Raw genomic sequence first — 22,774 nt, 5'->3', positions numbered from 1 at the left:
TCCGATGCAGCTAGCGTAGCGTCGCCACGATCGCCGCGTGCGGGCGATGACCCGGGTCGGTGCGCGTTTCGACGTCAACGACGGTGAACCCGGCACTATCGAGAGCGCGGCAGAGTTCGGCTGGCGGCCAAAAGTACGCCGTCGTGACCGCATGGTCGAATGCCTCGATGCGTGGGCCGTCAAAGAATCCGACGAGTAGCGAACCGCCGGGCGTGAGGCACCGCGCGAACTCGGCGAGCAGTGCGGGCATTTGCTCTGGCGGAGCATGAATGAGCGAGTACCACGCGAGGATCCCAGTCAGCGCCCCCGCAGGGTACGGCAGTGCGCCTAGGGTTCCTTCCTGGAACGTGACGCCTGGAAATCGTGCCCTCGCACTGGCGACGAACTCTGTCACCATGTCGATGCCAGCGATCTCTACCCCAAGGTCGTGCAGGTGCGCGGTCCAATGCCCAGGCCCGCAGCCTGCATCGAGCACAGGACCTGAAAGGGACAGCGCCCACGCTCCGATCTTCGCTCGATCAGTAGGCGACATCCCCTCGATATCCCCAAGCGCTGCAACGTACTCGGCCGCGCGGCCGGCGTAGGCGACGCGAGCGTCAAGCCAGATGTCACTGGGGCCGGGGGAAGCCGTCATCTCGGCGCCGAACCCGGTCGCGTTCAACGCTGCAGGATCCTGCTGCATGCCTTTCACACCCCTTCCGCCGTTATTGGCCTCCCAGCTTCACAACGCGGGCGGCAACCATGCAGAAGTATACGAAGGTCAGCGACAGCGTGCCGGGCGGGCAGCAGAGCAACCGAGCCTGCACGAGTGACGGATCAGCCCGGACCGACGATTCTGTTGAGAACTCGCGATACCGCACGGCGCTCACGAGCTCTGTGGGCAGCTCCCAGGAAAGACTAGACGTTAAACCGCCACTCGCAGACGTCGCCGTCCTGCATAACGTATTCCTTGCCCTCCATGCGGGCCTTGCCCTTCGCGCGGGCTTCGGCAACGGAGCCTGTCTCGACGAGGTCCTCGAACGAGATGATCTCGCCCTTGATGAAGCCCTTCTCGAAGTCGCCGTGGATGACGCCTGCGGCCTGCGGGGCGGTCGCGCCCTTCGGGATCGTCCAGGCGCGAGCCTCCTTCGGCCCTGCCGTGAGGTAGGTCTGCAGGCCGAGGGTCTCGAAGCCGATCCGGGCGAGCTGGTCAAGACCGCTCTCCTCCTGGCCGATCGACGCGAGCAGCTCGGCCGCATCGTCGTCGTCGAGTTCGATGAGTTCGCTCTCGAGCTTCGCATCAAGGAAGATCGCCTTCGCCGGGGCGACGAGGTCGGCGAGCTCTGCGAGCTTCGCTTTGTCTTGCAGCACGCCTTCGTCGACGTTGAAGACGTAGAGGAACGGCTTCGCCGTGAGCAGCCCGAGTTCGCGGATCGGCTCAAGGTCCACGCCCGCGAGCGAAAGCGGTGTGCCGTCGTTCAGCGCAGCCAGCGCGGCCTTAGCTGCGTCAACGACTGACGCGTCGATCTTCTTGCCTTTAAGCTCCTTCTCGTAGCGCGGGAGCGCCTTGTCGAGGGTCTGCATGTCGGCGAGGATCAGCTCGGTGTTGATCGTCTCCATGTCGCTCGCCGGGTTCACGTCGCCGTCGACGTGAATCACGTCGGGGTCGGAGAACCCGCGCACGACCTGCGCGATCGCGTCTGACTCGCGGATGTTTGCGAGGAACTGGTTGCCGAGCCCTTCTCCCTCGCTCGCGCCGCGAACGATGCCCGCGATGTCGACGAAGCTGACAGGGGCGGGCAGGATCCGCTCACTGCCGAAGATCTCAGCGAGCTTGTTGAGCCTGGGGTCTGGCAGGTTGACGACGCCAACGTTTGGCTCGATCGTCGCGAACGGGTAGTTCGCTGCGAGAGCATCATTGTGCGTGAGAGCGTTGAACAGGGTCGACTTGCCGACGTTCGGGAGACCGACGATTCCGATAGTTAGAGCCACGGGGGTCAAGTCTACCCGGCAAGTCGCCCGCGCGCGCTCGTACTCTCCGTCACACCGCGGGCGGCCACGCCCCGAGGATCACTGCCATCACGAGAACTGTCACGAGCTCGTGCACGATGTTCAGCAGCGTGAGCTTCACGGGTCGCCCTTCGAACGCGTCGTGGGTCACGAACCTCGCCGCAGTGAACCCGGCCCAGAGCAGCAGGCCGGTGATGAGCGCCGCCGATAGGAAGGAACCGCCGTAGAAGGAGTGCGCGATCCAGATCGCCCCCGCGAATACCCAGGCGGTGATGAAGCTCACTATCACCGTGGCGATCATCGGCCCAACAGCGTCTTTCGCGTTGCCGCTTGGCGTCACGTTTGCGAGCCGCATCCAGAGCGTGCCAAACACTTTCGGCGTGTACCAGATTGACCCGACGACCATCGTTGAGGCTGTCGCGACGAGCACTGCCCAATAGTTAATCTCAGGAATCATGGCGAACTCCATTCGCACAATATCCGGGGCCTGTGTGACTCCGGTGGGAGTTCATTGTCACACGATCAGGATCGGGAGCGGAACCCTCACTCGCGTCGACTGTCAGACCCGTGTGGGAGGATCTTTGGGTGCCAGTTGACTTCACCGCGATCGATTTCGAGACCGCAAATGGGAACCCAGCGTCCGCATGCTCGGTGGGGCTCGCGCGAGTGCGCGACGGTGTCGTCGTCGACCGCGCGTACTGGCTCATTAAGCCGCCGGCCAGCCACCCGCACTTTCAGTCGTTCAACGTGAAGATCCACAACATCACGCCCGATATGGTCGTCGATGCGCCGACCTGGGGCGAGCAGTTCGACGATCTCCTGTCGTTCATCGGCACCGACGTGGCGGTCGCCCACAACGCGTCGTTCGATATGGGCGTGATCCGGGCGGCGTGCGCGGACGCGGTACTGCCCACCCCGCGCCTGAAGTACCTGTGCAGCGTGCAGGTCTCGCGCAAGACCTACGACATCCCCTCGCACCGCCTCCCGCTCGCAGCGGCCGCCGCGGGTTACGGCGAGTTCGCGCATCACGAGGCCCTCGCCGACGCCGAGGCGTGTGCCTCGATCATCATCGATTCGGCGAAGCGCCACCAAGCCCAAGACGTGCCCTCTCTTGCGAAGATCGCCGGCGTCAAGCTGCACCAGCTGAAGGCGATCCCGCTCAAGCTGTAGACCAGATTCGCCCCGTCCAGCGGCCTCGTGCAGCCCCGATGTCGGTGGCGAATGCCACGATAGAGGCATGACATTCTCGCCCCTGATCTTCTCTGCGGTGCTCATCGCGGTGCTCGTCGTCGGCGGCGCGGCGGGCTACTTTGTCGCGACGTATCGTGCTCGAAGCCTGCGCGAGCAACTCGCTATCGCCGAGACGCGCGTGCAGGGCCTCAACGACAGACTGCGCGACGCGCACGCGAACACGGAGCGGCGCATCGAACTCGACCGTGAGGAGCAGCGCGTGCTGCAACAGCTCATGCCGCTGCGTGATTCGCTCGGCAAGCTCGAGCGCACAGTCGTCGGTATCGAACAGCAGCGCGCGGTGCAGCACGGTGAACTCGCCGAACAGCTCCGGCAAGCGGCCCGCGCCGAAGAAAAGCTCCGCGGCACCGCGGAGGGCCTTGCGTCTGCCCTCCGTTCGAACAACACCCGAGGCCTCTGGGGTGAGACGCAACTGCGCCGCATCATCGAGGCGTCAGGCATGCTCGAGCACGTCGACTTCGAGGTGCAGCAGCACATTAAAACTGAACGCGGGGCGCTGCGCCCCGACATGGTCGTGAAGCTCCCCGGCGGCAAGTCGATCGCGATCGACGCGAAGGTTCCGTTCGACGCGTACCTCGAAGCTCAGCATCTCGGGGCCGAATCGGGCGGCGACCCGACAGAGCGGGCGGCCCGGCAGCAGGCGCTGCTCACACGCCACGCGCGCGCACTGCGTGACCACGTCATCGAGCTCAGCGGGCGCGACTATGCGTCAGCGCTCGGCGACTCCCCCGAGTTCGTGATCGCGTTCGTGCCGAGCGAGTCACTGCTGTCTGCCGCGCTCGACACTGACCCGGTGCTGCTCGAGTTCGCGTTTGAGCGCCGCGTCGCCCTCGCTTCGCCCGTCAGCCTCTGGGCGATTCTCAAGTCCGTTGCGTTCAGCTGGCGGCAAGAGTCGCTCACGAGTGAGGCCCGCACCCTGTTCGAGCTCGGCCGCGAGCTTCACAAGCGGCTCGGAGTGAGCGCGACCCACCTCGACAAGCTCGGCCGCACCCTCTCGCGCGGAGTACAGGGGTACAACGCCTACGTCGGCTCCCTCGAACGACAGGTACTCCCCACTGCCCGCAAGATCAGCGCGCTCAACGGTGCGGCGATCGATGAGCCCGTGCAGCTTGAAGACGCGGTGCGCCCTCTGACTGCACCCGAACTCGCCTCGACGTTCGAGCCGGCACCTGCAGCGTCCACGGAGCCCAGCGCGCCGGGAAACAACACCGACGCCGACTCCGACTCCGCAGAGGCTGAGAAGCCAACGCTCTGGGGCGGTGGCCGCTAGTCGCCCTCGTGGAGAAGCGACGGCCGGCGCGTCACCTACCCGAGTGGCTTAGTCAGCCGCCGCCGAATTACGCTGCGGCGCTCAGCAGCCCACAAAGCAATACGCAGGTCCGTGCATTCGTCGGGAGACAGCGGGTCTCGGTCGACAAGTTCCTTGATTCTCGCGAAACGCTGACGCACCGTGTTCACGTGCACGAACAACTCCGCGGCCGTCGCCTGGAGCTGGCGGTCATTTTCGAGAAAGACGGTCAACGTGCGAACGAGGTCGCCCCGGCCCCGAGCATCAGCGGCGACGAGCGGCGCAACGAGCTGCTCGATAAAGGGGATCAGCCTGTCAGCAGGCTGCTGCTCAAGCAGCGCTTCAAGCGACACCAAGGCATCGGGCCCGGCAATACCACCGCGGCTTCGAGCCAGGCGCAACGCGGAGCGCGCCTCGCTCAGCGCTCGTCGCATCTCGTCGATGCGAACGACCGCGCTGTAGCCGCAGACCAGCCCGAGCTCCCGGAACTGCTCGGGATCTTCGGCAGCTGCGAGCAAGACCACGCCCTCAGGCACGACGCCGACCAACGAGTTCGGCCACCGGTCGACGAGTGGCCCCTCACTTCCCATCGGCCACAGCGAGACTCGGAAGGCAGCTGACGTCACACCACATCGTTCAAGCTCAGGGAGCAGCGCAGCAGGGTGGGCGAGGCCCTCCCCCACCAGCGCAACCAGCTGTCCAGTCTGCGAGAACGCCTCCGATGCCTCCCGCTCCCGCTCAAGCCTCACGAGTTCGAGCACGCTTCCAAGCTGATCAAGAAATGCGGTTGATGGCCCGACCCCATCGCCGATCCAGACCGGTGCGCTCGATCTGCCCACGACGTCGATCGAGCCACCGAACTCCGCACACACGGCGTCAAGCATTGCGGCCTCACCCTGCCCGGTTCGTGCGGCTGTCATCAGTTGCGACAGCAGTTCAGTCTCCTGCCGCCGCGCCTCGACCTCAAGTCGCGATCGATGCCTGAGAATCGCGTCATTCACGGCGAGGAACGGCACTCCATGCGGCAGAACCAAGAGCGGAAGCCCGTTCGCTTCGCATTCGGAGAGGAGCTCCGCAGGCGGGGACAGATGCACCTCGCCGAGGCCGAGAGCAAGGCCAGCGACACCAGCGGAAACGAGCGCCTCGACGAACGACCGAGCCGAGCGTTCTCTGACAAGTGCACTCCCCAGCGTGCAGACAATCTCGTTGCGTCGCAGGTGCGGGCGAGGGTCAAGCTGTTCGGTCGCATGCACCCACGCGACCGGGCGTTCCAACCCTCCGGCCGGCATCACGACGGCTTCAACCGCGAGTGTCCGCTCAGAGACGATGTCGCCCACCGTCACCGTCGGACCAGAACTCAACGCATCGTTCGTCATGAGACGAGTGTAGCTTCCTACATTGAATCCACTGCCAAGTGGACGTATGACGAAGTTTTTCGCACCCAAAGGTAGCCAGATGGATAATTGGAACGCCTGACCAGCACGGCCAAAGGAGACCACGGTGACAGCACAACAAGCCCCAGATCACGGAAGAACGCTCAAGCGCGAGTTCACCTTCGGCGCTGCGTTCGCCTTTGCGTTCGCCTTCATCTCGCCGATTGTGGCGCTCTATGGCATCTACGGCATAGCGATTGCGGCGGCTGGCCCAAGCTTCTGGTGGGGCTTTGTCGTCGTCTTCGGCGGGCAGTTCTTCGTCGCGCTCGTGTTCGCCACCCTCGTCTCGCGGTGGCCCATCGAGGGCTCGATCTACCAATGGGCGAGCAGACTCGCCGGCCCGGGCTATGGCTGGTTTGCCGGCTGGTTCTACATCTGGACGTTGACGATCGCGATGGCGACAGTCGCCCTCGGAGCAGCAAGATTCATCGCCAACATCATCGGCTTGGATCACCCAACTGGCACCCAGGTCGCACTCATCGCCTTCGTCGTTCTCGTGTGTGGCACCCTCGTAAACCTTGCAGGGCGCCAGGTACTCAAGGGCTTCATGTTTGCGAGCATCATTGCCGAGGTGATCGGCTCAGTGGGGCTCGGCATCTGGCTCCTGATCACCAGACGCGAGCATGACCTTTCCGTGTTGTTCGACGGCGGTCGCAGCGTCGGGGCAGGCGAGGAGTTCTTTGCAATCGGCGGCCCCTTCCTGCTCGCAATCGTGTTCATCGGCTTCTCGTTTGTAGGGTTTGAGAGCGCGGGTTCGATCGCTGAGGAAGTCCACGAGCCACGCAAGAACCTGCCGAAGGCAGTGCTCTTCTCCATCTCGTTCATCGCCGTCGTCGTGATGTTCTCGAGCCTTGCAATCATCCTCGCGACGCCGGAGAACCCCGAGCTTCTGCCTGGGTACGACGTGGACCCAGTCCACGCAGTCCTCACCGCCCAGCTCGGCGCGGGCATCGCGCTGCCGCTGCAGGCGCTCTTCGCGATCGGCTTCATCGCGAGTTTCCTCGCTCTGCAGACGGCTGCCTCTCGACTCATCTGGGCTAAGGCCCGCGACAACGCCCTCCCGTTCTCTGCAACTCTCGTCAGGCTGAGCCGCGGGCAGCGTCAGCCGATCGCGGCGATCCTTGTCACAACTGCCGTGGGAACCGCCCTGTTCCTCCTGAGTAACGTTGCCGAGAACCTGTACACGATCATGGTGAACTTCACCTCGGGCGGGTTCTACCTCAGTTTCCTCTTCCCTGTCGCGGCATTCATGGTCGCGGTTATCAGGCGCCGCTGGGTTCCGGGCCCGTTCTCGCTCGGACGTTTGACCGTTCCGGTCGCCATCATTGCCTTCGCCTGGGTCACGCTCGAACTCATCAACATCGCGTGGCCCAGGCCCGCGAACAGCAACCCGCTCCTCGACTGGTCCGTCGTAGTAGGCACCGTGGTGCTCTCAGTGCTCGGGGCTCTTGTATACATGCGCGTGCGCGGACGGATCGCGAACGTCGAGACACGCGCCGTTGTACTTCCGGAGCCTGCTCCTCAGCCCGAAAGCGAGGCTCGGTGATGCGTACGGTTATCGTGACTGGGGCGGCCGGCGGAATGGGCGCTGCAATCTCAAGGCGGCTCACGGAGGAAGGCTTCGTGGTTGTCGGCTTCGATCGGAAGCATGCGCCGGATGCAGCCGCGAGCTGGGTCATCGACGTTGCCGACACTCAAGCGGTCAGCACTGCGACCGCAGAGGTAATCAAACAGTTTGGGCCCGTGTTCGGTGTCGTGAGCGCCGCTGGCAACTACGAGAGCGTGCCCTTCACAGAGGTGAGCGACGCTGCAGCGAGCGCGATGCTTCACACCCACTTGGGCGGCTTCTTCGCGACCGCCCGGGCAGTCATTCCAGGAATGCGCGACGCAGGTTCGGGCAGGATCATCGCGATCACCAGCGAGCTGGCGATTGGCGGAGGAGCGCGCGACTCACACTATTCTGCGGCGAAAGGCGCGGTTCTCGGCGCCATGCGAAGCCTCGCCGCCGAACTCGCAGGCACCGGCATCACAGTCAACTCTGTCGCGCCAGGGCCTACGAACACGCCAATGCTCTCGGATGACTCCCCGTGGCGGGACCAGGATTACCTCGCGACGCTGCCCACTCGCGCGCTTGCCGAGCCTGCTGACGTCGCAGCCTGCGTCTCGTATCTCATGACCTCGAGCGGATTCATCACCGGCGATACGCTTCACCCGAACTCAGGAGCAGTGATCTAAGTCATGGCCACACGCACACGACTTCTTACTGGCAGTCGAGCCCTCGTCACCGGCGCAACCGGCGGGCTTGGTCAGGCCCAGGTTGCCGCACTCAGCGATGCAGGGGCGACAGTGTTCGCCCACGGTCGCGCGCGCGATGCCCGGTTGGGGCTCTTGGAGAGCATCCCCTCCGTTTCCGGTATTGTCGCCGACCTGTCAACGCCCGCTGGATGTCGGGGTCTGGTTCGTGAGGCGGCGCGCACAGACGGGCTCGACGTACTCGTGGCAAATCACGCAACGATGTCGATGTCGCTCATGTCTAACGCCAACGAGGCCGAGTGGTGGCGTGTCGTGGAAACAAACCTGTTAGGTACCTTCGCGCTCATCCAGGAGGCCACCCTCGTGATGCGGGAGACGGGGCGCGGCGGCAGGATCGTCGTCATCGTGAGTGAGTGGGGAGTCACTGGCTGGCCAGAGGCGACTGCCTACGCCGCATCGAAGGCAGGCCTCATCAGCCTCGTCAAGTCTCTCGGCCACGAGCTCGCGCCCGAAGGGATCTTCGTGAACGCAATCGCTCCGGGCGTCATCGACACTCCCCAACTCTCTGTCGACGCTGAAGCCGCGGGGCTCACCCTCGAAGAAATGCATCGCGAGTATTCGGCTGGCATCCCCGTCGGCAGAATCGGGCAGCCCGAAGAGATCGCCGAAGCCGTCAGGTTTCTCTGCGACCCCGCGCTCACGGCGATGGCAGGCCAAACCATTCAGATCAACGGCGGCGCGACCCGCGGCCGCGTGTAGGAAGGTCAATCAGTGACAACAAATACCCCAATTCCACCAATCGACGGTCAACTCTCCCCCCGCTACGCTGGCTTCACAACGTTTGCGCGACTGCCGAGGATCACCGACGCACCCACGCACGACATCGCGATCGTCGGGGTACCATTCGACGCCGGTGTGACGTTCAGGCCGGGTGCACGCTTCGGGCCCGGGGCGATCCGCGAGGCGTCACGGCTTCTCCGGCCATACAACCCAGCGCTCGAAACCGCACCGTTTGATTCGGTGCAGGTCGTCGACGCTGGTGACCTCGACTGCAATCCGTTCGACATCACCACTGCGCTCACCGAGATCGAAGCCGGCATCTCCTCGCTCATCGCGGAAGACAAGCGTGTCGTCGTGCTTGGCGGCGACCACACAATTGCGCTCGCCTCGCTCCGAGCGCTTGCCAAAGTGCACGGACCAGTCGCGCTCGTACACTTCGACGCCCACCTCGACACGTGGGGGCCCTACTTTGATACCCCGGTCACGCACGGCACGCCGTTCCGCGTCGCTATCGAAGAAGGCCTCCTGCTCAAGGAGCACTCGGCGCACGTTGGGATCAGGGGTTCCCTGTACAGCGCCGATGACCTGACCGACGACGCTGAGCTTGGGTTCACGATCGTGCATGCGCGCGAGTTCCACACGACCCCATTCACCGACATCATCAAGCGGATCAGCGACAGGGTCGGCGATGCGCCGCTCTACATCTCCATCGACATCGACGTGCTCGATCCCGCTCACGCACCGGGAACAGGCACGCCGGAGGCAGGTGGCTTGACGAGCCGGGAGCTGCTCGAGCTGCTCCGAGGGCTAAAGGACAAGCACCTCGTCGGCGCCGATGTCGTGGAGGTCGCTCCACCGTTTGACCACGCAAGCATTACTGCGGTTGCGGCGGCACACTGCGCGTATGATCTCGTATCGATCATGGCGAGAAAGTAGGCGAGCGTGAAGTTCGAGTGGCCTGGAGGGGCAGCGTGCGCTGCGTCGTTTAGTTTTGACGTCGACGGTGAGTCTGCAGCGCTCGGCGCGGCGCCCGCCACTGCGGCGAGCATGAGCACGATGACGCACCAGGCCTACGGCCCGCTCGTGGGCGTCAGGCGCATCCTCGACATTCTCGACATCCACGGCGTGCAGTCGACGTTCTTCGTCCCCGGATTCACGGCAGAGCGCTACCCGGGGGTCGTTCGGGACATCGCGGCGGCGGGTCACGAACTCGCACACCACGGCTACAACCACGTGACTCCGACGACGCTCACCCCGCTCGAGCGCGAGCAGGAGATTACGCGCGGGAGCGAGACGCTGGAGCGTCTTACGGGCGAGCGGCCGGTCGGATATCGCGCGCCCATGTGGGATCTGTCGTGGGATATGCCAGGGCTGCTCGCGAAGCACGGGTTTCTGTACGAATCAAGTCTGATGGATGCTGACCTACCGTACCCGCTCGCGAGCACTGCTGAGCACTCGCCCGACGGAGCGCCACTCATCGAGATCCCAATTCAGTGGGCACTTGACGACTGGGAGCAGTACTGCTTCCTGCCGAGCGTCACTGAGCTTGGGCCGATCCAGACACCGGCGCACGCGGTCGAGCTGTGGCGAAGTGAGCTCCACGGGATGCGACGTTTCGGCGGGTGCTGGGTGCTGACGAACCATCCGTTCCTCAGCGGCAGGCCGGGACGCGCGGCAGCACTCGACTCGCTCGTCGCCGAGGTCACGTCACTCGACGACGTGTGGCTCGCCCCGCTCAGGGAGATCGCGGCGCACACCGCATCGCTCGGCCTCCCCGTGCAGGGAACCGCCCCGATCGCGTCTCTCGACGGGAAAGCTCAGAGCGAACGGAGCTAGCGTCCCTCGCGCTTGAGCGTCAGCTTCGCTGCGCGCTTCTTCGAGTCCTTCGCGCCAAGCAGCATCGCGGCACCGAGGATACCGAAGGCCGGCCGGTAGTAGCGCCGGTCGAGCTCTTCGAATCGTTTTCCTGGTTCGTCGAGCCCGAGCACATTCAGCGCAGCGGCCCCGCCGAACGCGGCGCGCGCAATGAGTGCGAGTCCGGCGATCCGCCGCACTCCGACAATGAACTTGCCCTCGCCCAGCCCGCCTGCGGCAACTGCACCACCCGCGAACGCGAGGCCGGAGACAACCATCGTCGCCTGCGCGTCTGGCAGCTGCTTGCCATTGCCAACAACAGCCTCACTGAGGCGTTTGTGGTTGCGCTCTGGCCACGACGAGCCAGACGCCCACACTGCGTGAATCGCCCCGGCCGCGGTGAGACCCGTCCACGCCACGAGGCGTGCCGTCCGTGTAATGAAACTCATGTCGAACTCCTCGCTGTGTGAACTACGTTGCCACCAACCGCGCACCGGGCCGTCTGACCGGGACTACTCCCAGCGGTTCGGATCCATGTCGCTGATGATGTGGCGGATCGTGCCCGAGTGCGACCGCATCACAATGCTCTCCGCGCGCACGAACGGACCACGACGCTGCACGCCCTCGACGAACTCGGCGTCGGTGATGCCAGTGGCGACGAAGTAGCAGTTGTCGCTCGCGACGAGGTCGTTCGCCTCGAGGACACGGTCGAGGTCGTGGCCAGCGTCGATTGCCTTCTGGCGCTCGTCGTCGTCCTTCGGCCAGAGGCGACCCTGGATCACACCGCCGAGCGCCTTCACTGCACACGCCGTGATGATGCCCTCAGGTGTGCCGCCGATGCCGACGCAGAGATCGATGCTCGAATCCCAGCGGGCAGCGTTCACGCCTCCCGCGACATCGCCGTCCATGATGAGTCGGGTGCCGGCGCCTGCCTCGCGAATGTCGGTGATGAGCTGATCGTGACGCGGGCGGTCGAGAACCGCGACGCGGATATCAGAGACGTCGACGCCCTTCACCTTTGCGAGTGCTCGGATGTTCTCACCGATGGGCTTGCGAATGTCGACAACGCCGACGCCCTCGGGCCCGGCGACGAGCTTGTCCATGTAGAAGACTGCAGACGGGTCGTACATGCTGCCACGGTCGGCGACTGCGATCACCGAGAGCGCGCCTGGGCGCCCCTCAGCGGTGAGGCGGGTGCCGTCGATCGGGTCGACCGCGACGTCGCACTCCGCGCCGTGCCCGTTACCGACGCGCTCGCCGTTGTACAGCCACGGGGCGTCGTCTTTCTCGCCCTCGCCGATGACGACGGTGCCGTTCATGTTGACTGTCGCGAGGAAGCGGCGCATCGCGTCGACCGCCGCGCCGTCGGCCGCGTTCTTGTCACCGCGACCGATCCACGGGGTCGAGCGCATCGCTGCGGCTTCTGTCGCGCGGACAAGCTCCATCGCGAGGTTCCGGTCGGGCTGCCATTCGTCAAGCGAAAGAGGATCAGTCATACACATAAGACTACCGCGTAGACTGGAGCATGCAGTGCGGCCCGGTGGCGTTCTTCGTGACACGGCTTCCGCGCCGCCAAGACTCATCGTGTGTTGACGCGCTGAAAGCGCGCAACCTCCAGAAGCCCAAGGAGCACCTATGCCCGTCGCAACTCCGGAACAGTACGCCGCGATGCTTGACGCCGCGAAGGCAGGCGGATTCGCCTTCCCCGCGGTCAACGTGTCGAGCTCCCAGACCATCAATTCCGCTATTCAGGGCTTTGCGGAGGCAGGTTCCGACGGCATCCTGCAGGTGAGCTTCGGCGGCGCCGACTACCTCGCTGGTCACACGGTGCAGAACCGCGCCGGTGGCGCGATCGCGTTCGCGAAGTACGCGGAAGAAGTTGCGAAGGCATACGACGTCACGGTCGCGCTCCACACCGACCACTGCCCCAAGCAGCACCTCGAGAGTTTCGTGCTACCGCTCGTTGCCGCGAGCGAGGAGCGTGTGAAGGAGGGCGGTCTGCCCTACTTCCAGTCGCACATGTGGGACGGCTCGGCGGTGCCGCTCGCTGAGAACCTCGACATCGCGAAAGAACTGCTTCCCCGACTCGCCGCAATCAATGTGATCCTTGAGGTCGAGATCGGCATCGTTGGTGGCGAGGAAGACGGCATCAGCCATGAGATCAACGACAGCCTGTACAGCACCCTCGAAGACGGCATTGCAACTGTCGAGGCGCTCGGCCTCGGCGAGCGTGGCCGCTACCTCACGGCACTCACTTTCGGCAACGTGCACGGCGTGTACAAGCCTGGTGGAGTGACGCTGCGGCCCGAACTCCTCGCCGAGATCCAGGACGGACTGCAGGCGAAGTACGGCACCGGCAAGAACCCGCTCGACCTCGTCTTCCATGGCGGATCGGGCTCGTCGGCTGAGGAGATCGCCGAGGCAGTGCGCAATGGCGTCATCAAGATGAATATCGACACCGACACCCAGTACGCATTCACCCGCCCGATCGTGGACTACATGCTCAAGAACTACGACGGTCTGCTGAAGATCGACGGCGAGGTCGGCAACAAGAAGACGTACGACCCGCGTGCCTGGGGCAAGGTCGGCGAGAACGGGATGGCCGCGCGCATCGCGCTTGCCGCTGAGCAGCTCGGTTCCGCAGGGAAGTCGGTGAGCGCATAGTGACGGGGACTCCCGGCGAACCCGGCGCATCAGATCCAGCGGGTCAGCGCCCTCTGGCCGCTGACGCTGGCGAAGGATCGGTTGCGGAGCCAGCCGCAGCAGGCACGACGCCTGCCGCGGAGCAGGCCGCACCCGCCGAGCCCGCAGCGCCTATGACCCAGCAGCCTCGTGACACCCGCCCGCAGCCCGAGTTCGGCGAGTACGCCCCCGAGGGTTGGGAGTGGAAGCCGGAGGGCGCCGACAGCGCCCCCGATGCCTCGAAGCCGTCGTCTCCAGTGCAGGCAGGCCCAGGTGCCGCGTCGCCGACGCCTGCGACTGTGCAGGGTGTACCCCATAACCTTGGCGCAGGCATCGCGCGACCATCACGGAAGTCCGCGACTCAGGGAGACTCCGGCGCCCCCTACCGTGCCCCCGCACAGGGCCAGACCCCACAGCAGGCGCCGCAGCAGACGCCGCAGGCACCTCGATTCCAGGCTGCGCCGCAGGGCGCGCCCGGCTACCAGAAGCCAGCGAACATGGGCGACAGGATCGTGACGATCCTGCTGCTCGTCTTCGGCGGTTTCGGCGCGCTGCAGTCTGCCTTCGCGATGATGGGCATGAAGACGATGTTCTCCCTCATGGAGGACGCCCCTGGCATCACAAGCTTGACCCCGCCAGCATGGCTCGACGTCACAGGGAAGGCCATCGGTCTCGGGCTGCTCGTGCTGTACGGCCTCGTGCTTGTGTTCTCGATTCGCAGGCTCCGGGCCGGGAAGCTCACGTTCTGGGCGCCACTCGCAGCTGGAGTTCTCGCGTTCATTGTCGTTGTGGCAGTCGTGGGGACAGCGATGATGCAGACTCCTGAGCTCATGGAGGTTATGCGAGACCCGCAGGCGTCTGCGCAGCTGCTTGAGTATTTGCAGGGCTTCCCAGCCAGCTAACGCTCCGTGTGTGCCGCGCGCCGCTCGCCGTTTTGGCGGGCGGCGCGCGGCGTTTCTGACCGCGGCGCGGCCTGCCAGCACCCGGCGTTCGGCTACGCTATTCACATGAGTTCACCGTCGAGTTCTGAGTCTGTTCCGATGCCCGGGATGCCCGCGACCGGAACCACACCCGCTGCTGCCAAGCTGCCGGCGCGCACAGTCACCCGCTACGCTGCGGGCTCGCTCGCGACGGGAGGCTTCGCCACCCTCCCCGGCCTCGTGCTCGTCTACTATCTCACTGACTCGCTCGGCGTCACCGCGCTCGCAGCCGGCCTCATTGTCACGCTCGCGAAGATCTGGGATGTCGTCATCGACCCGATCATCGGCGGGCTCAGCGACCGCACGCTCGCACGCACTGGCTCCCGCCGCGGCCCCATGCTCATTGGCGCCGTCGGCCTACCAGTGACGTTCGTGCTCATGTTCGCGGTGCCACCAGGGCTCGGCCCAGCAGTATCAGCGACGTGGGTGCTGATCGCATTCGTCGCGGCCGCGACGTTCTTCAGCATGTTCCAGATCCCATACATTGCGCTCCCGGCAGAGCTCACGGGCGGCTACAAAGAGCGCACTCGACTGCTCACCTGGCGGGTTGTCGTACTGACGATCGCGATCCTGTTGTTCGGCGCGGGCGGCCCCGAAATTCGCGATCTGTTCCCAGACAACCAGCTCCTCGGCTACCTCCTCATGGCCGTCGCGGCCGCGGTGCTTCTCGGCCTGAGCCTCTGGGTTGCTTCGACAGTCGCGCCCCAGGGCAGCCCGATTGTCTCCGCGACAGCCGGCCACAAGGCATTCTCTGCGACTCACTACCGCGAGGGCCTTCGCGCCCTCCGCGACAGTGCCCCCTTCCGCGCGCTCCTCGCAACGTTCATGCTCCAAGGTCTCGCCACTGGCCTCATGCTTGCCGGCGCCCAATACGTCGCAACGTGGGTGCTTCACGATCAGGGGGCGGTGACGATCCTCTTCGCATCCCTCATCGCCCCGGCGCTCCTCTTCGCGCCAGTCTGGCGGTGGATTGCAGACCGCGTCGGCAAGGTACGAACCTTCCGGATCGCGAGCCTGCTGTTCCTCGTCGCGACGATCGCGCTCATTGGCATGCTGCTCTGGCCAGGTATGTGGATTCTCGCCCCCGTCGGCATCGCAGGCGCCGCGTACGCAGGTATGCAAACAATGCCAATGGCGATGCTCCCCGACGTGATGAGTCATGACGCGGCAACGTCTGGCGATCCCGAGGGTCGCGCCGGGGTCTTCGGCGGTGTCTGGACCGCAGGCGAAACGGCGGGCATGGCGCTCGGTTCGACGACGCTGGCCCTCGTACTCGCGGCGACTGGCTACGTCGAGTCTGTCGCATCGGTGACAGTCACACAGCCCGCCACGGCGATCTCGGGCATCGCGCTCGCCTTCAGCCTCTTCCCCGCGCTCCTCATGCTCGCGAGCCTCGCGACGCTGCGGGGGTACAAGCTCAGCGAACGCGACGTCGAGCACGCTGGGGTGACCACGCAGTGACCTCGAGCCCATTCGCAGGCCCATCCGCGGCCGATATCCTCGCCGAGCTCACCGAGCTTCGCGCTGGAGACGCGCCGACGCAGGGTGGCCGCGTGCTCTCATACGTTTACGATTCAGGGCTCGGCGAACTCGACGAGCTCGCGCGCGACGCCGCCGAGCTCACCCGCCCGCTGAACGCACTCGATCCGACGACGTTTCCCTCAATCGCTGTTATGGAGCGCGAACTCATTACGTTCATGCGCCGCGCACTCGGAGGAGGCACTTCCTGCTTCGGCACCGGAAGCATCGTGGGAAGCGTCACGAGCGGCGGCACCGAGAGCTGCCTGCTCGCGGTGAAAACTGCACGCGATCTCTGGCGGGCCGAGCACCCCGAACTCGCTGAGAAGCTCGCACGAGCCGGGAAGATGCCCAGGCTCGTCACGGCGTCGACAGTGCACGCCGCGTTCCAAAAGGCCGCGCGCATGTTCGACCTCGACTGGGATCCGGTTCCGTGCGAGCCAGACGGCACGGTTCGGGTCGAGGGTTTCGAGAAGAAGCTCGGTGCCGACGTCGCGCTCGTCGTCGTGTCGGCGCCTGCCTACCCGAACGGCGCGCTCGATCCTGTCGCAGAAGTGGCACGCATCGCGAAAGAGTTTGGTCTGTCATGTCACGTCGATGCGTGCTTTGGTGGGCTCGCCCTGCCCTGGTGGCCTGGCCTGCCAGATTGGGACTTTCGCGTGCCTGGCGTCACGAGCATCTCGGCCGACCTGCACAAGTTTGGGTACGCTCCAAAGGGCGTTTCCGTGCTCCTGCACCGCGGGCGCAGCAGGCACCGCGCGCAGTTCTTCGCGACGACGAGCTGGCCCGGCTACCCAGTCGTGAACCCGACGCTACTGGGATCAAAACCTGCCTCGCCGCTCGCGGCGGCCTGGGCGATCACGAAGCGGCTTGGCTCAGACGGCTACGCGGCGCTCACCGCATCGTGCGTGCGCTCGGCCGAGACCATCGTGCGCGAGGCGTCGATCATTCGTGGGCTGAACGTGTGGGGTGCGCCGTCAGGCCCGTCGATCGCACTCGTTACCGACACCACTGTCCCTGGAGACGAACGAGTCGACCCGCACCACCTCGCCGATGAGCTTGCCACACGTGGCTTTCGCATTCAGCATCAGCCGGGCTTCACCCAACGAAACGGCGTCCGGCTGCCGCACACCGCGCACCTCACGATTACACCGGTCACCGAGCGCACGCTCCCCGAGCTCGTTCCGGCGCTGCGCGCCTCCGCTGACGCGGTGCGCGGGCGACGCCAGGCCAACCCGCGTCTCGAACTGCTTGGCATGCAGGCCCTCGGCTACGCGCCGAAACGCGAAGGCGGCGACTACCGCGTCCCGTCTCCCGACATGGCGTGGCGGATCCTGAAGGTTGCCGGCGCCGGCACCAAACCTGGCGGGAAGGGATCCTCGCTCCCCGGCAAACTCGCCCCGCTCATGGCGCTCGCTGAGAAGCTCCCCGCTCCCGTGGCAGAAGCGATCCTGATTGAGCTGCTCGCACGGGTCAGCGAGCCCTAACGCGCGCAACCGGGGCCAGGCGTAGCTCCTGCGGTCGGCCTCAGCCCTGACACGGTCTTACGAGCTAGGATACTTACAAGCAGTTTTACGTATAAAGCTTATGCATGCTTCGGGCACCGGCCTGCAAAACTGTAGGAATTGAACCAGAGCTCAGTGGGGGGATCCCTGAGCCGGTGAAATCTACAAGGGCATGTCAGTATTCATCGAGGGGAAACACTTTGGCGGAGAAGAGCCACACAAGCGGGCGATCCACTCAGTGGCACCAGGACAAGGCCCGCGCAACCAAGGCCGCCGTGCTCGAAGGCGCCGCGACGGTCTTCAACGAGGTCGGGTACCGGAGCGCCGTGATCTCTGCGATCTCGCGCGCCGCAAAGGTCACCCCCGGCGGCATGTATCACTACTTCGACTCGAAAGAAGCGATCGCGCAGGAGGTGCTCGCGGAGTTCCAGGCGCGCTGGTCAGCCGTCCCAGAGCGCGCCCCCGAGGACTCGCCGCTCGGGCTCCTCATCTCGATGACGCTGCGCCAGATGCAGCGCCTGCACAAGGATCGAATCGTTCGCGCCGGCTTCAGGATGACGTTTGAGCCAGGCACCCTTCCCACCCCGAACACAAGCTTCGCCGAGCAGTGGCTGAGGTCGGTGACCGAGGTCCTCGCTGATGCCCGCACCGCCGGGGAGCTCAGCGAGGACGCGAACGCAGACGAGATCGCGTGGGCAATCGTTTCGGGATTCGTCGGCACCTACACCTTCGCCGAGACGATCGGCGCGCACGAATCGCTGCTCGAGCGGATGGAGGCGGTACTCGCTGGCGCGCTCCGAGAGCACCTCGCTCCGCAGCACAAGGATCGCGTCGTCACAGCCCTTCGCTACTCAGTCGCCGCTATCTCGGACACCGACGACTAGCCCACGCCTAGCTCGGATTGCCCGCGTTGCCTGGCGAGGCAGCGTGGATAAGGGCGAACTCGCCGCCGGAAGCGGCGTACCCGCGGCCAGGGATCATGGCCACTGGCGCCGTGCGCGGGAACTTCACTCCAAAGAGGTCACCGTCGTAGTCGGTATCTGGCTGGAGGGCGACGCCGCAGCGTGACTTGTGGAGCGGCTTCGTCCAGTGCCCATACATGCCGCGCAAGTCGGTGGCTCGCCCCGCAGCCACGATCGTGAGTCCCGAAGGCGGCGCGGCGATGAGCGTCGCAAGGCCGTTGTCTTCGTCCGCTATCCGTTCGGCGTCGTCGATGAGGAGCACGACGGAGCCGCGCTCGAGTTTCAGTGCGGCAAGCAGTGCTGGGATCTCCTCCGGGTTCTCTGCCGAGCGCGCGAGACCGGGAGCCCCAAGCGGCGACCTCCTGTCGAAAATGCCCCACACGGCCGGCCGCTCTTCCTCCGGTAGCGCGAGTGCCGTCTCGGCGATTGCGAGCAGCAGCGTCGACTTCCCAGATCGCGCCGGCCCGCTAATGACTGCGTGTTCGCCCTCGTACAGTTCGAGCACGGCGGGCTCGAGGGTATCCTCACGAATTCCGACGGGAATCAGGATCGGTTCCCCGCCGAACCGCATCTGACGAGCAATCGTCTGCGCCGAGACATGACTGGGGAGTTCCCCAATGACGTCAGTCTTGTGGTGTGCCCCGTGCCACTGGTTCGCCGCCTCAACGACGGCCTGCTCGAGCCCGTGATCGGGTGTCGCGATGTGCATTTGTAGCAGAGTCTCCGCGTCAACACACCTCCCGGGGACAGGGGCTGGGACAGTCTTACCCTTCACTCCCAGCGCCGAGTAGTCGTAGGTGTCGGCGAGGCGATAGATCCAGCGCTGAGTCGTGACCTCGTCAATAGCCGAGGGCACGTTCTTCGAGCGCGTCGTCGAGACAGCGAAGTGCATGCCAACTGCCGGACCGTCGGCATAGACCCTGTAGAAGTCGTCGAGCAGTTCCTGGCCTTCGTAGTCTTGAAACTCGTCGCGGAGCGCCGCGAGACCGTCGATGAGTACTACAGCCCTTCGCTCGGCGACATGCGATTCTCGGCGTCGGTCGAATTCAGTTTTCAAGAATCTGAGGAAACGCACCTGGCGCTCCCTCGCCCCCGTGCCAGCGCCGACGTACGCCACCGAGTGCGGGAGCTCGCCGATTGCGGAGAGGCCACGCGATCCCACGTCCAGCGTCACAATATCGAGGTCTGTGGGGTCAAGAGAGCCGGCGAGCGAGAGCGCGATGCTCGCAAGCGTCGTGGTGGTGCCGCTTCCCGGAATCCCCATGAGCAGGAGATTGCCCTCGGCCATGTTCCAGCCCTGCGCGCTCTGACGTTGCTTGTCGGGCTCGTCGGCGAGAGCGACAACAACGGTGTCGGACGCGACGCCGCCCACGTCTGGGACGGGGCGCGCCATCGGGTCGGTCGGGGCCTCGGACGCAGCGATCGCGTACCCAGCAAGCGAGACGCGCTCGCCGAGTGCCTCAGGCCAGACCTGGCGCGGTGGCGCGAACCCAGCCTGCTCGTTGGCTGCGACGACGGCGTCGATGAGGTTGTCGAGATCGTTCGCATCGCTCGGCTTCGACGGGGGTGGCGTCGTCCGCGGCGTGATAGCCCCGAAGAGGCCGACGTCTCGCAGTTGTACCCGCTCCGGGATCGCCTCCTGGGCGCGGCCTGTGACGAGGGCTGTCTGAACTGGCGAGATGTCGTCCTGCCCGAGTTTCACGTAGGCGCGGCCCATCTGCGCGCGACCAATGCTCGCCGCCGATGGCACACCGATCACGTTCGTAGAGTCTTCGCGGCTCTGTACCCTTAGCGCAACGCGCAGGTTCGTGTTCGCAAGAATGTCGTCGTTCACGACCCCCGCTGGTCGCTGCGTCGCGAGGATCATGTGTACTCCGAGCGTACGCCCGACGGCGCCAACACTCACGAGGGAGGCCAGCACGTCGGGGAAGTCTTTCGCGAGCATCGCGAACTCGTCGATGACGAGCAGGAGTCGGGGCAGCGGCTCCGCTGGGTTCGTTGCGAGGTACGCGGGGAGGTTGTCAACGTCTTCGCCTGCCTCAGCGAAGAGACGTTGGCGACGCTCCATCTCGGCCTCGAGCGCCCGCAGCGCCCGGTCAGCGAGTTGCTCGTCGAGGTTGCTGATCGTGCCGATCGTGTGCGGCAGCCGCTCACACGCCTTGAACGCGGCACCTCCCTTGAAGTCGATGAGGATAAAGTTCAGCTCGGTCGGATCGTTTCGGGCGGCGAGCCCGGCGACGAAGGAGCGCAGAAACTCGGACTTGCCCGATCCCGTGGTACCCCCCACGAGGCCGTGCGGGCCGTCTTTCACGATATCGAGACTCAGCGGCCCGTTTTCGCCGAGCCCAATTGGGGTCGAGAGACCTGGCGAGGTCGCCCACAGTTCGCGCACGGCATCGGCGTTCATCGTCTCGACGTCGAGGAGGTCTGGAAGCCGAACGAGCGGGGGCAACGACGCCCCGGGCACAATGAGCTCGGGGTCTTCAAACCGCGCGAGGTTGCGTGCCGTCTCAGCGGCCTGCGCCTCGCTGAGCCCCGCAAGAATGACGTCGTCGACTTGGGTGAGCTCCTCCGGGTGGTACACGGTCGCTGCCGCGTCTGCTGCGACGTCCACAACGACGGTGCAGGCGGCGGGGAGTTTATCGGCCGTCGCCGCGATGACGATCCCGCTCACCCGTCGGGTGCGCTCCCCCACCCGTTCGACGCGTCCGGGCGTCCTTCGCCCGTACCCAAGCATGTCGCGTGCAGGTGACTCGCGCCCTTCTGTCAGCACCTCGGAGTCGATCACCGTGAGCATTGTTGCTGTCGGCAGCCCCTCGATGTTGTCCTGCAACGCGCGCAGCATCGACGTGCTCGTGTCACGTTGGTTCGACATCCATCGTGCGCCGGCTGCTCCGCCGGCCTGCCTGGTGTGCGGGAGCCACGAGGCCCAGTCCCATTCGAGTTCCCGTCCTCCGTCGCAGAACACACCAATCGTGAGGTCGGCCGGCCCGCAGTGTGTCGCCGCCTGAGTGAGCAGGCTCCGCGCAAGCGCGAGCGCGCCCTCTCTGTCCCCCACGATGCCGATGACACCCGAGTCGTTCAGGTCGGCAAGCACGGGAGCCGCCGACATTCGCGTGGCTTCGAGCGTGACCTTCACGCGCTCATCGAGTCGCGACGAGGCACGGGTGTCGAGCTCGGGCTTCCATGGCACATCGCCAACGCCGACGTGCAGGCTCAGGAAGTCGTGGGCACCAGGACGCCGCTGCCACATGAGCGTCGAAGGGAGCGCTGGTCGACGGATGACTGCCGCGGGGTCGGGGATCGTGTCTTGGCGCCTCGCGCTCTCCTCCGCCGCCGCCTGTGTGGCCTGCGCCGCGAAGTCGGTGAGCGCCTCGGTGAACCGCTCCTCTTCCTTCTCTAGGTTCTTCTTGCGCCGGCGCTTCTGCTCGAAGTACATGCCCACAGCCATGACCGGGCTGAGCATCGCGAACATCGCGAATCTCATGTCTCCGAGCACGATGACGAGGACGACCGCCATGATGAGCGGGGCCACAACGGTGATGACGTTGAACTTGCTCGCCGCTGGCACCTCTTTGGGGGCTGGCGGCTCGATCGGCTCGGGTGATGGTGGCCGCCCAGGCCGCGGCGGCCTGTTGAACGGTGCGGTCGAGGCCGACGTGAGGTTGGTGAGCGATCCCGGGGCCGGGGCGATTGGCTCGGCGAGGGACGGGCGGATGTTGAGCGCGGCGCCGCCGACGACGACAGTGCGGACCGAGGTGATGAGTACCCCGGCTTCGTCAACTTTCGTTCCGTCCACGAACGTTCCGTTTGTGGAGCCCGAATCGCGAAGCCTGACCCCGTCGCCTTCGAGCTCGACGGTGCAGTGGTTCCAGGAAGCGGACTCCGTTGGGAGCACAACATCGGCCCCCGGCGAGCGCCCGACAACGAGCCTGCGCCGCTCTGGGACGGGCACCGCGGGGCGTGTCTCGAGGCCGGCGCCAACGGCAACATTCCAGCCCGAGATCACGCCAACTGGCGCACCTGAGTCCCGTGTCAGCACCGAGCCTTCGAGGAATGTTAGCTCTTCCATGGGTGTGTCTGGTTCGACCGCCAGCCCATCGAGCATGACCGTGTCTGACTCGCCCGCACGGAAGCCCGAGCTCTCGAGAAACTCCGCGAGCGTCGCCTGCGACTGCCACGCCACGAGGTCGACTACCTCGCGTCTTTCGTCAAGATCAATCAGAATACGCACCGCTGAGTGCTCCCTTTCTTCGGGGGAAATCGGGCGGGGTGGCAC

General features: G+C 65.4%; 19 protein-coding genes. 12 read left to right on the top strand and 7 right to left on the bottom strand.

Features of this window, described 5'->3' with window-relative positions:
• Positions 1-10: 10 nt before the first annotated feature.
• The 3 genes from KI794_RS04515 to KI794_RS04505 all read right to left on the bottom strand — a co-directional run bounded on the left by KI794_RS04515 (position 11) and on the right by KI794_RS04505 (position 2,446).
• Positions 11-682 carry a class I SAM-dependent methyltransferase gene (locus KI794_RS04515; protein ID WP_255809299.1) on the bottom strand — a complete coding sequence of 224 codons (672 nt, stop codon included), beginning with the start codon at positions 680-682 and terminating at the stop codon, positions 11-13.
• 215 nt (positions 683-897) lie between these two features.
• On the bottom strand, positions 898-1,971 hold the full coding sequence (ychF, locus tag KI794_RS04510; protein WP_119283412.1) for a redox-regulated ATPase YchF: 1,074 nt from the start codon (positions 1,969-1,971) through the stop codon (positions 898-900).
• 49 nt (positions 1,972-2,020) lie between these two features.
• Positions 2,021-2,446: a DUF1761 domain-containing protein gene (locus tag KI794_RS04505; RefSeq protein WP_119283413.1), complete on the bottom strand. Its 426-nt coding sequence runs from the start codon at positions 2,444-2,446 to the stop codon at positions 2,021-2,023.
• A 128-nt stretch (positions 2,447-2,574) separates the two neighbouring features.
• Here KI794_RS04505 and KI794_RS04500 point away from each other — a divergent pair, with 128 nt between their 5' ends.
• Both KI794_RS04500 and rmuC read left to right on the top strand, forming a co-directional pair.
• Positions 2,575-3,159 carry a 3'-5' exonuclease gene (locus KI794_RS04500; RefSeq protein ID WP_255809298.1) on the top strand — a complete coding sequence of 195 codons (585 nt, stop codon included), beginning with the start codon at positions 2,575-2,577 and terminating at the stop codon, positions 3,157-3,159.
• 67 nt (positions 3,160-3,226) lie between these two features.
• Positions 3,227-4,510: a DNA recombination protein RmuC gene (rmuC, locus tag KI794_RS04495; RefSeq protein WP_119283124.1), complete on the top strand. Its 1,284-nt coding sequence runs from the start codon at positions 3,227-3,229 to the stop codon at positions 4,508-4,510.
• 35 nt (positions 4,511-4,545) lie between these two features.
• Here the strand turns inward: rmuC and KI794_RS04490 are convergent, their stop codons facing one another.
• Positions 4,546-5,904, bottom strand: coding sequence for a PucR family transcriptional regulator (locus KI794_RS04490; RefSeq protein WP_255809297.1), 1,359 nt, complete (start codon positions 5,902-5,904; stop codon positions 4,546-4,548).
• Positions 5,905-6,028: 124 nt separating this feature from the next.
• On the opposite strand from KI794_RS04490, the gene KI794_RS04485 reads away from it, so the two are divergent.
• Genes KI794_RS04485 through KI794_RS04465 form a run of 5 tightly spaced genes read left to right on the top strand, consistent with a single transcriptional unit; the run spans position 6,029 to position 10,830 of the window.
• The gene (locus KI794_RS04485; RefSeq protein ID WP_119283126.1) at positions 6,029-7,507 is read left to right on the top strand and encodes an APC family permease; all 1,479 of its coding nucleotides are present in this window, start codon (positions 6,029-6,031) and stop codon (positions 7,505-7,507) included.
• Positions 7,507-8,196 carry an SDR family NAD(P)-dependent oxidoreductase gene (locus tag KI794_RS04480; protein ID WP_255809296.1) on the top strand — a complete coding sequence of 230 codons (690 nt, stop codon included), beginning with the start codon at positions 7,507-7,509 and terminating at the stop codon, positions 8,194-8,196. The genes KI794_RS04485 and KI794_RS04480 overlap by 1 nt, the downstream gene beginning before the upstream one ends.
• Positions 8,197-8,199: 3 nt before the next feature.
• On the top strand, positions 8,200-8,973 hold the full coding sequence (locus KI794_RS04475) for an SDR family NAD(P)-dependent oxidoreductase (RefSeq protein WP_255809295.1): 774 nt from the start codon (positions 8,200-8,202) through the stop codon (positions 8,971-8,973).
• A 12-nt stretch (positions 8,974-8,985) separates the two neighbouring features.
• Positions 8,986-9,930, top strand: coding sequence for an agmatinase (gene speB / locus KI794_RS04470; RefSeq protein WP_119283129.1), 945 nt, complete (start codon positions 8,986-8,988; stop codon positions 9,928-9,930).
• Between the two features lie 6 nt (positions 9,931-9,936).
• On the top strand, positions 9,937-10,830 hold the full coding sequence (locus tag KI794_RS04465) for a polysaccharide deacetylase family protein (protein WP_255809294.1): 894 nt from the start codon (positions 9,937-9,939) through the stop codon (positions 10,828-10,830).
• Here the strand turns inward: KI794_RS04465 and KI794_RS04460 are convergent.
• Together KI794_RS04460 and glpX are read right to left on the bottom strand one after the other, a co-directional pair.
• A complete protein-coding gene (locus KI794_RS04460) occupies positions 10,827-11,297 on the bottom strand; it encodes a DUF3995 domain-containing protein (RefSeq protein WP_255809293.1) in 471 nt (156 codons plus the stop codon). The two genes, KI794_RS04465 and KI794_RS04460, sit on opposite strands and share 4 nt — an antisense overlap.
• 63 nt (positions 11,298-11,360) lie before the next feature.
• Positions 11,361-12,344 (bottom strand): class II fructose-bisphosphatase, encoded by a 984-nt coding sequence (glpX, locus tag KI794_RS04455; protein ID WP_119283132.1) that lies wholly within the window; start codon positions 12,342-12,344, stop codon positions 11,361-11,363.
• A gap of 139 nt (positions 12,345-12,483) precedes the next feature.
• On the opposite strand from glpX, the gene fbaA reads away from it, so the two are divergent.
• The 5 genes from fbaA to KI794_RS04430 all read left to right on the top strand — a co-directional run bounded on the left by fbaA (position 12,484) and on the right by KI794_RS04430 (position 18,417).
• Positions 12,484-13,512, top strand: a complete 1,029-nt coding sequence (fbaA, locus tag KI794_RS04450; RefSeq protein ID WP_119283133.1) for a class II fructose-bisphosphate aldolase — start codon at positions 12,484-12,486, stop codon at positions 13,510-13,512.
• The gene (locus KI794_RS04445; protein ID WP_255809292.1) at positions 13,512-14,432 is read left to right on the top strand and encodes a DUF6264 family protein; all 921 of its coding nucleotides are present in this window, start codon (positions 13,512-13,514) and stop codon (positions 14,430-14,432) included. Before fbaA ends, KI794_RS04445 begins: the two co-directional genes overlap by 1 nt.
• Before the next feature lie 105 nt (positions 14,433-14,537).
• Positions 14,538-15,971: an MFS transporter gene (locus tag KI794_RS04440; RefSeq protein WP_370647855.1), complete on the top strand. Its 1,434-nt coding sequence runs from the start codon at positions 14,538-14,540 to the stop codon at positions 15,969-15,971.
• The gene (locus tag KI794_RS04435) at positions 15,968-17,515 is read left to right on the top strand and encodes a pyridoxal phosphate-dependent decarboxylase family protein (RefSeq protein WP_255809291.1); all 1,548 of its coding nucleotides are present in this window, start codon (positions 15,968-15,970) and stop codon (positions 17,513-17,515) included. The genes KI794_RS04440 and KI794_RS04435 overlap by 4 nt, the downstream gene beginning before the upstream one ends.
• Positions 17,516-17,733: 218 nt before the next feature.
• The gene (locus tag KI794_RS04430; RefSeq protein ID WP_255809290.1) at positions 17,734-18,417 is read left to right on the top strand and encodes a TetR/AcrR family transcriptional regulator; all 684 of its coding nucleotides are present in this window, start codon (positions 17,734-17,736) and stop codon (positions 18,415-18,417) included.
• Positions 18,418-18,424: 7 nt separating this feature from the next.
• Here the strand turns inward: KI794_RS04430 and KI794_RS04425 are convergent, their stop codons facing one another.
• Entirely contained in the window at positions 18,425-22,729 is a 4,305-nt protein-coding gene (locus KI794_RS04425; protein ID WP_255809289.1) for an FtsK/SpoIIIE domain-containing protein, read from the bottom strand.
• Between the last annotated feature and the right edge of the window lie 45 nt (positions 22,730-22,774).

It is taken from the genome of Leucobacter aridicollis (genome assembly GCF_024399335.1).
GTDB classification, from domain to species: domain Bacteria; phylum Actinomycetota; class Actinomycetes; order Actinomycetales; family Microbacteriaceae; genus Leucobacter; species Leucobacter aridicollis_A.
Note: the sequence above shows the minus strand (reverse complement) of the source record. Positions and strands in the feature narration are given on the sequence as shown.

Bases quoted from the DNA above. Each gene is read 5' to 3' on its own strand.
- KI794_RS04460 (WP_255809293.1), bottom strand. From the start codon at position 11,297: ATGAGTTTCATTACACGGACGGCACGCCTCGTGGCGTGGACGGGTCTC.
- fbaA (WP_119283133.1), top strand. From the start codon at position 12,484: ATGCCCGTCGCAACTCCGGAACAGTACGCCGCGATGCTTGACGCCGCG.
- KI794_RS04505 (WP_119283413.1), bottom strand. From the start codon at position 2,446: ATGATTCCTGAGATTAACTATTGGGCAGTGCTCGTCGCGACAGCCTCA.
- rmuC (WP_119283124.1), top strand. From the start codon at position 3,227: ATGACATTCTCGCCCCTGATCTTCTCTGCGGTGCTCATCGCGGTGCTC.
- KI794_RS04480 (WP_255809296.1), top strand. From the start codon at position 7,507: ATGCGTACGGTTATCGTGACTGGGGCGGCCGGCGGAATGGGCGCTGCA.
- KI794_RS04440 (WP_370647855.1), top strand. From the start codon at position 14,538: ATGAGTTCACCGTCGAGTTCTGAGTCTGTTCCGATGCCCGGGATGCCC.
- KI794_RS04490 (WP_255809297.1), bottom strand. From the start codon at position 5,904: ATGACGAACGATGCGTTGAGTTCTGGTCCGACGGTGACGGTGGGCGAC.
- KI794_RS04515 (WP_255809299.1), bottom strand. From the start codon at position 682: ATGCAGCAGGATCCTGCAGCGTTGAACGCGACCGGGTTCGGCGCCGAG.
- KI794_RS04475 (WP_255809295.1), top strand. From the start codon at position 8,200: ATGGCCACACGCACACGACTTCTTACTGGCAGTCGAGCCCTCGTCACC.
- glpX (WP_119283132.1), bottom strand. From the start codon at position 12,344: ATGACTGATCCTCTTTCGCTTGACGAATGGCAGCCCGACCGGAACCTC.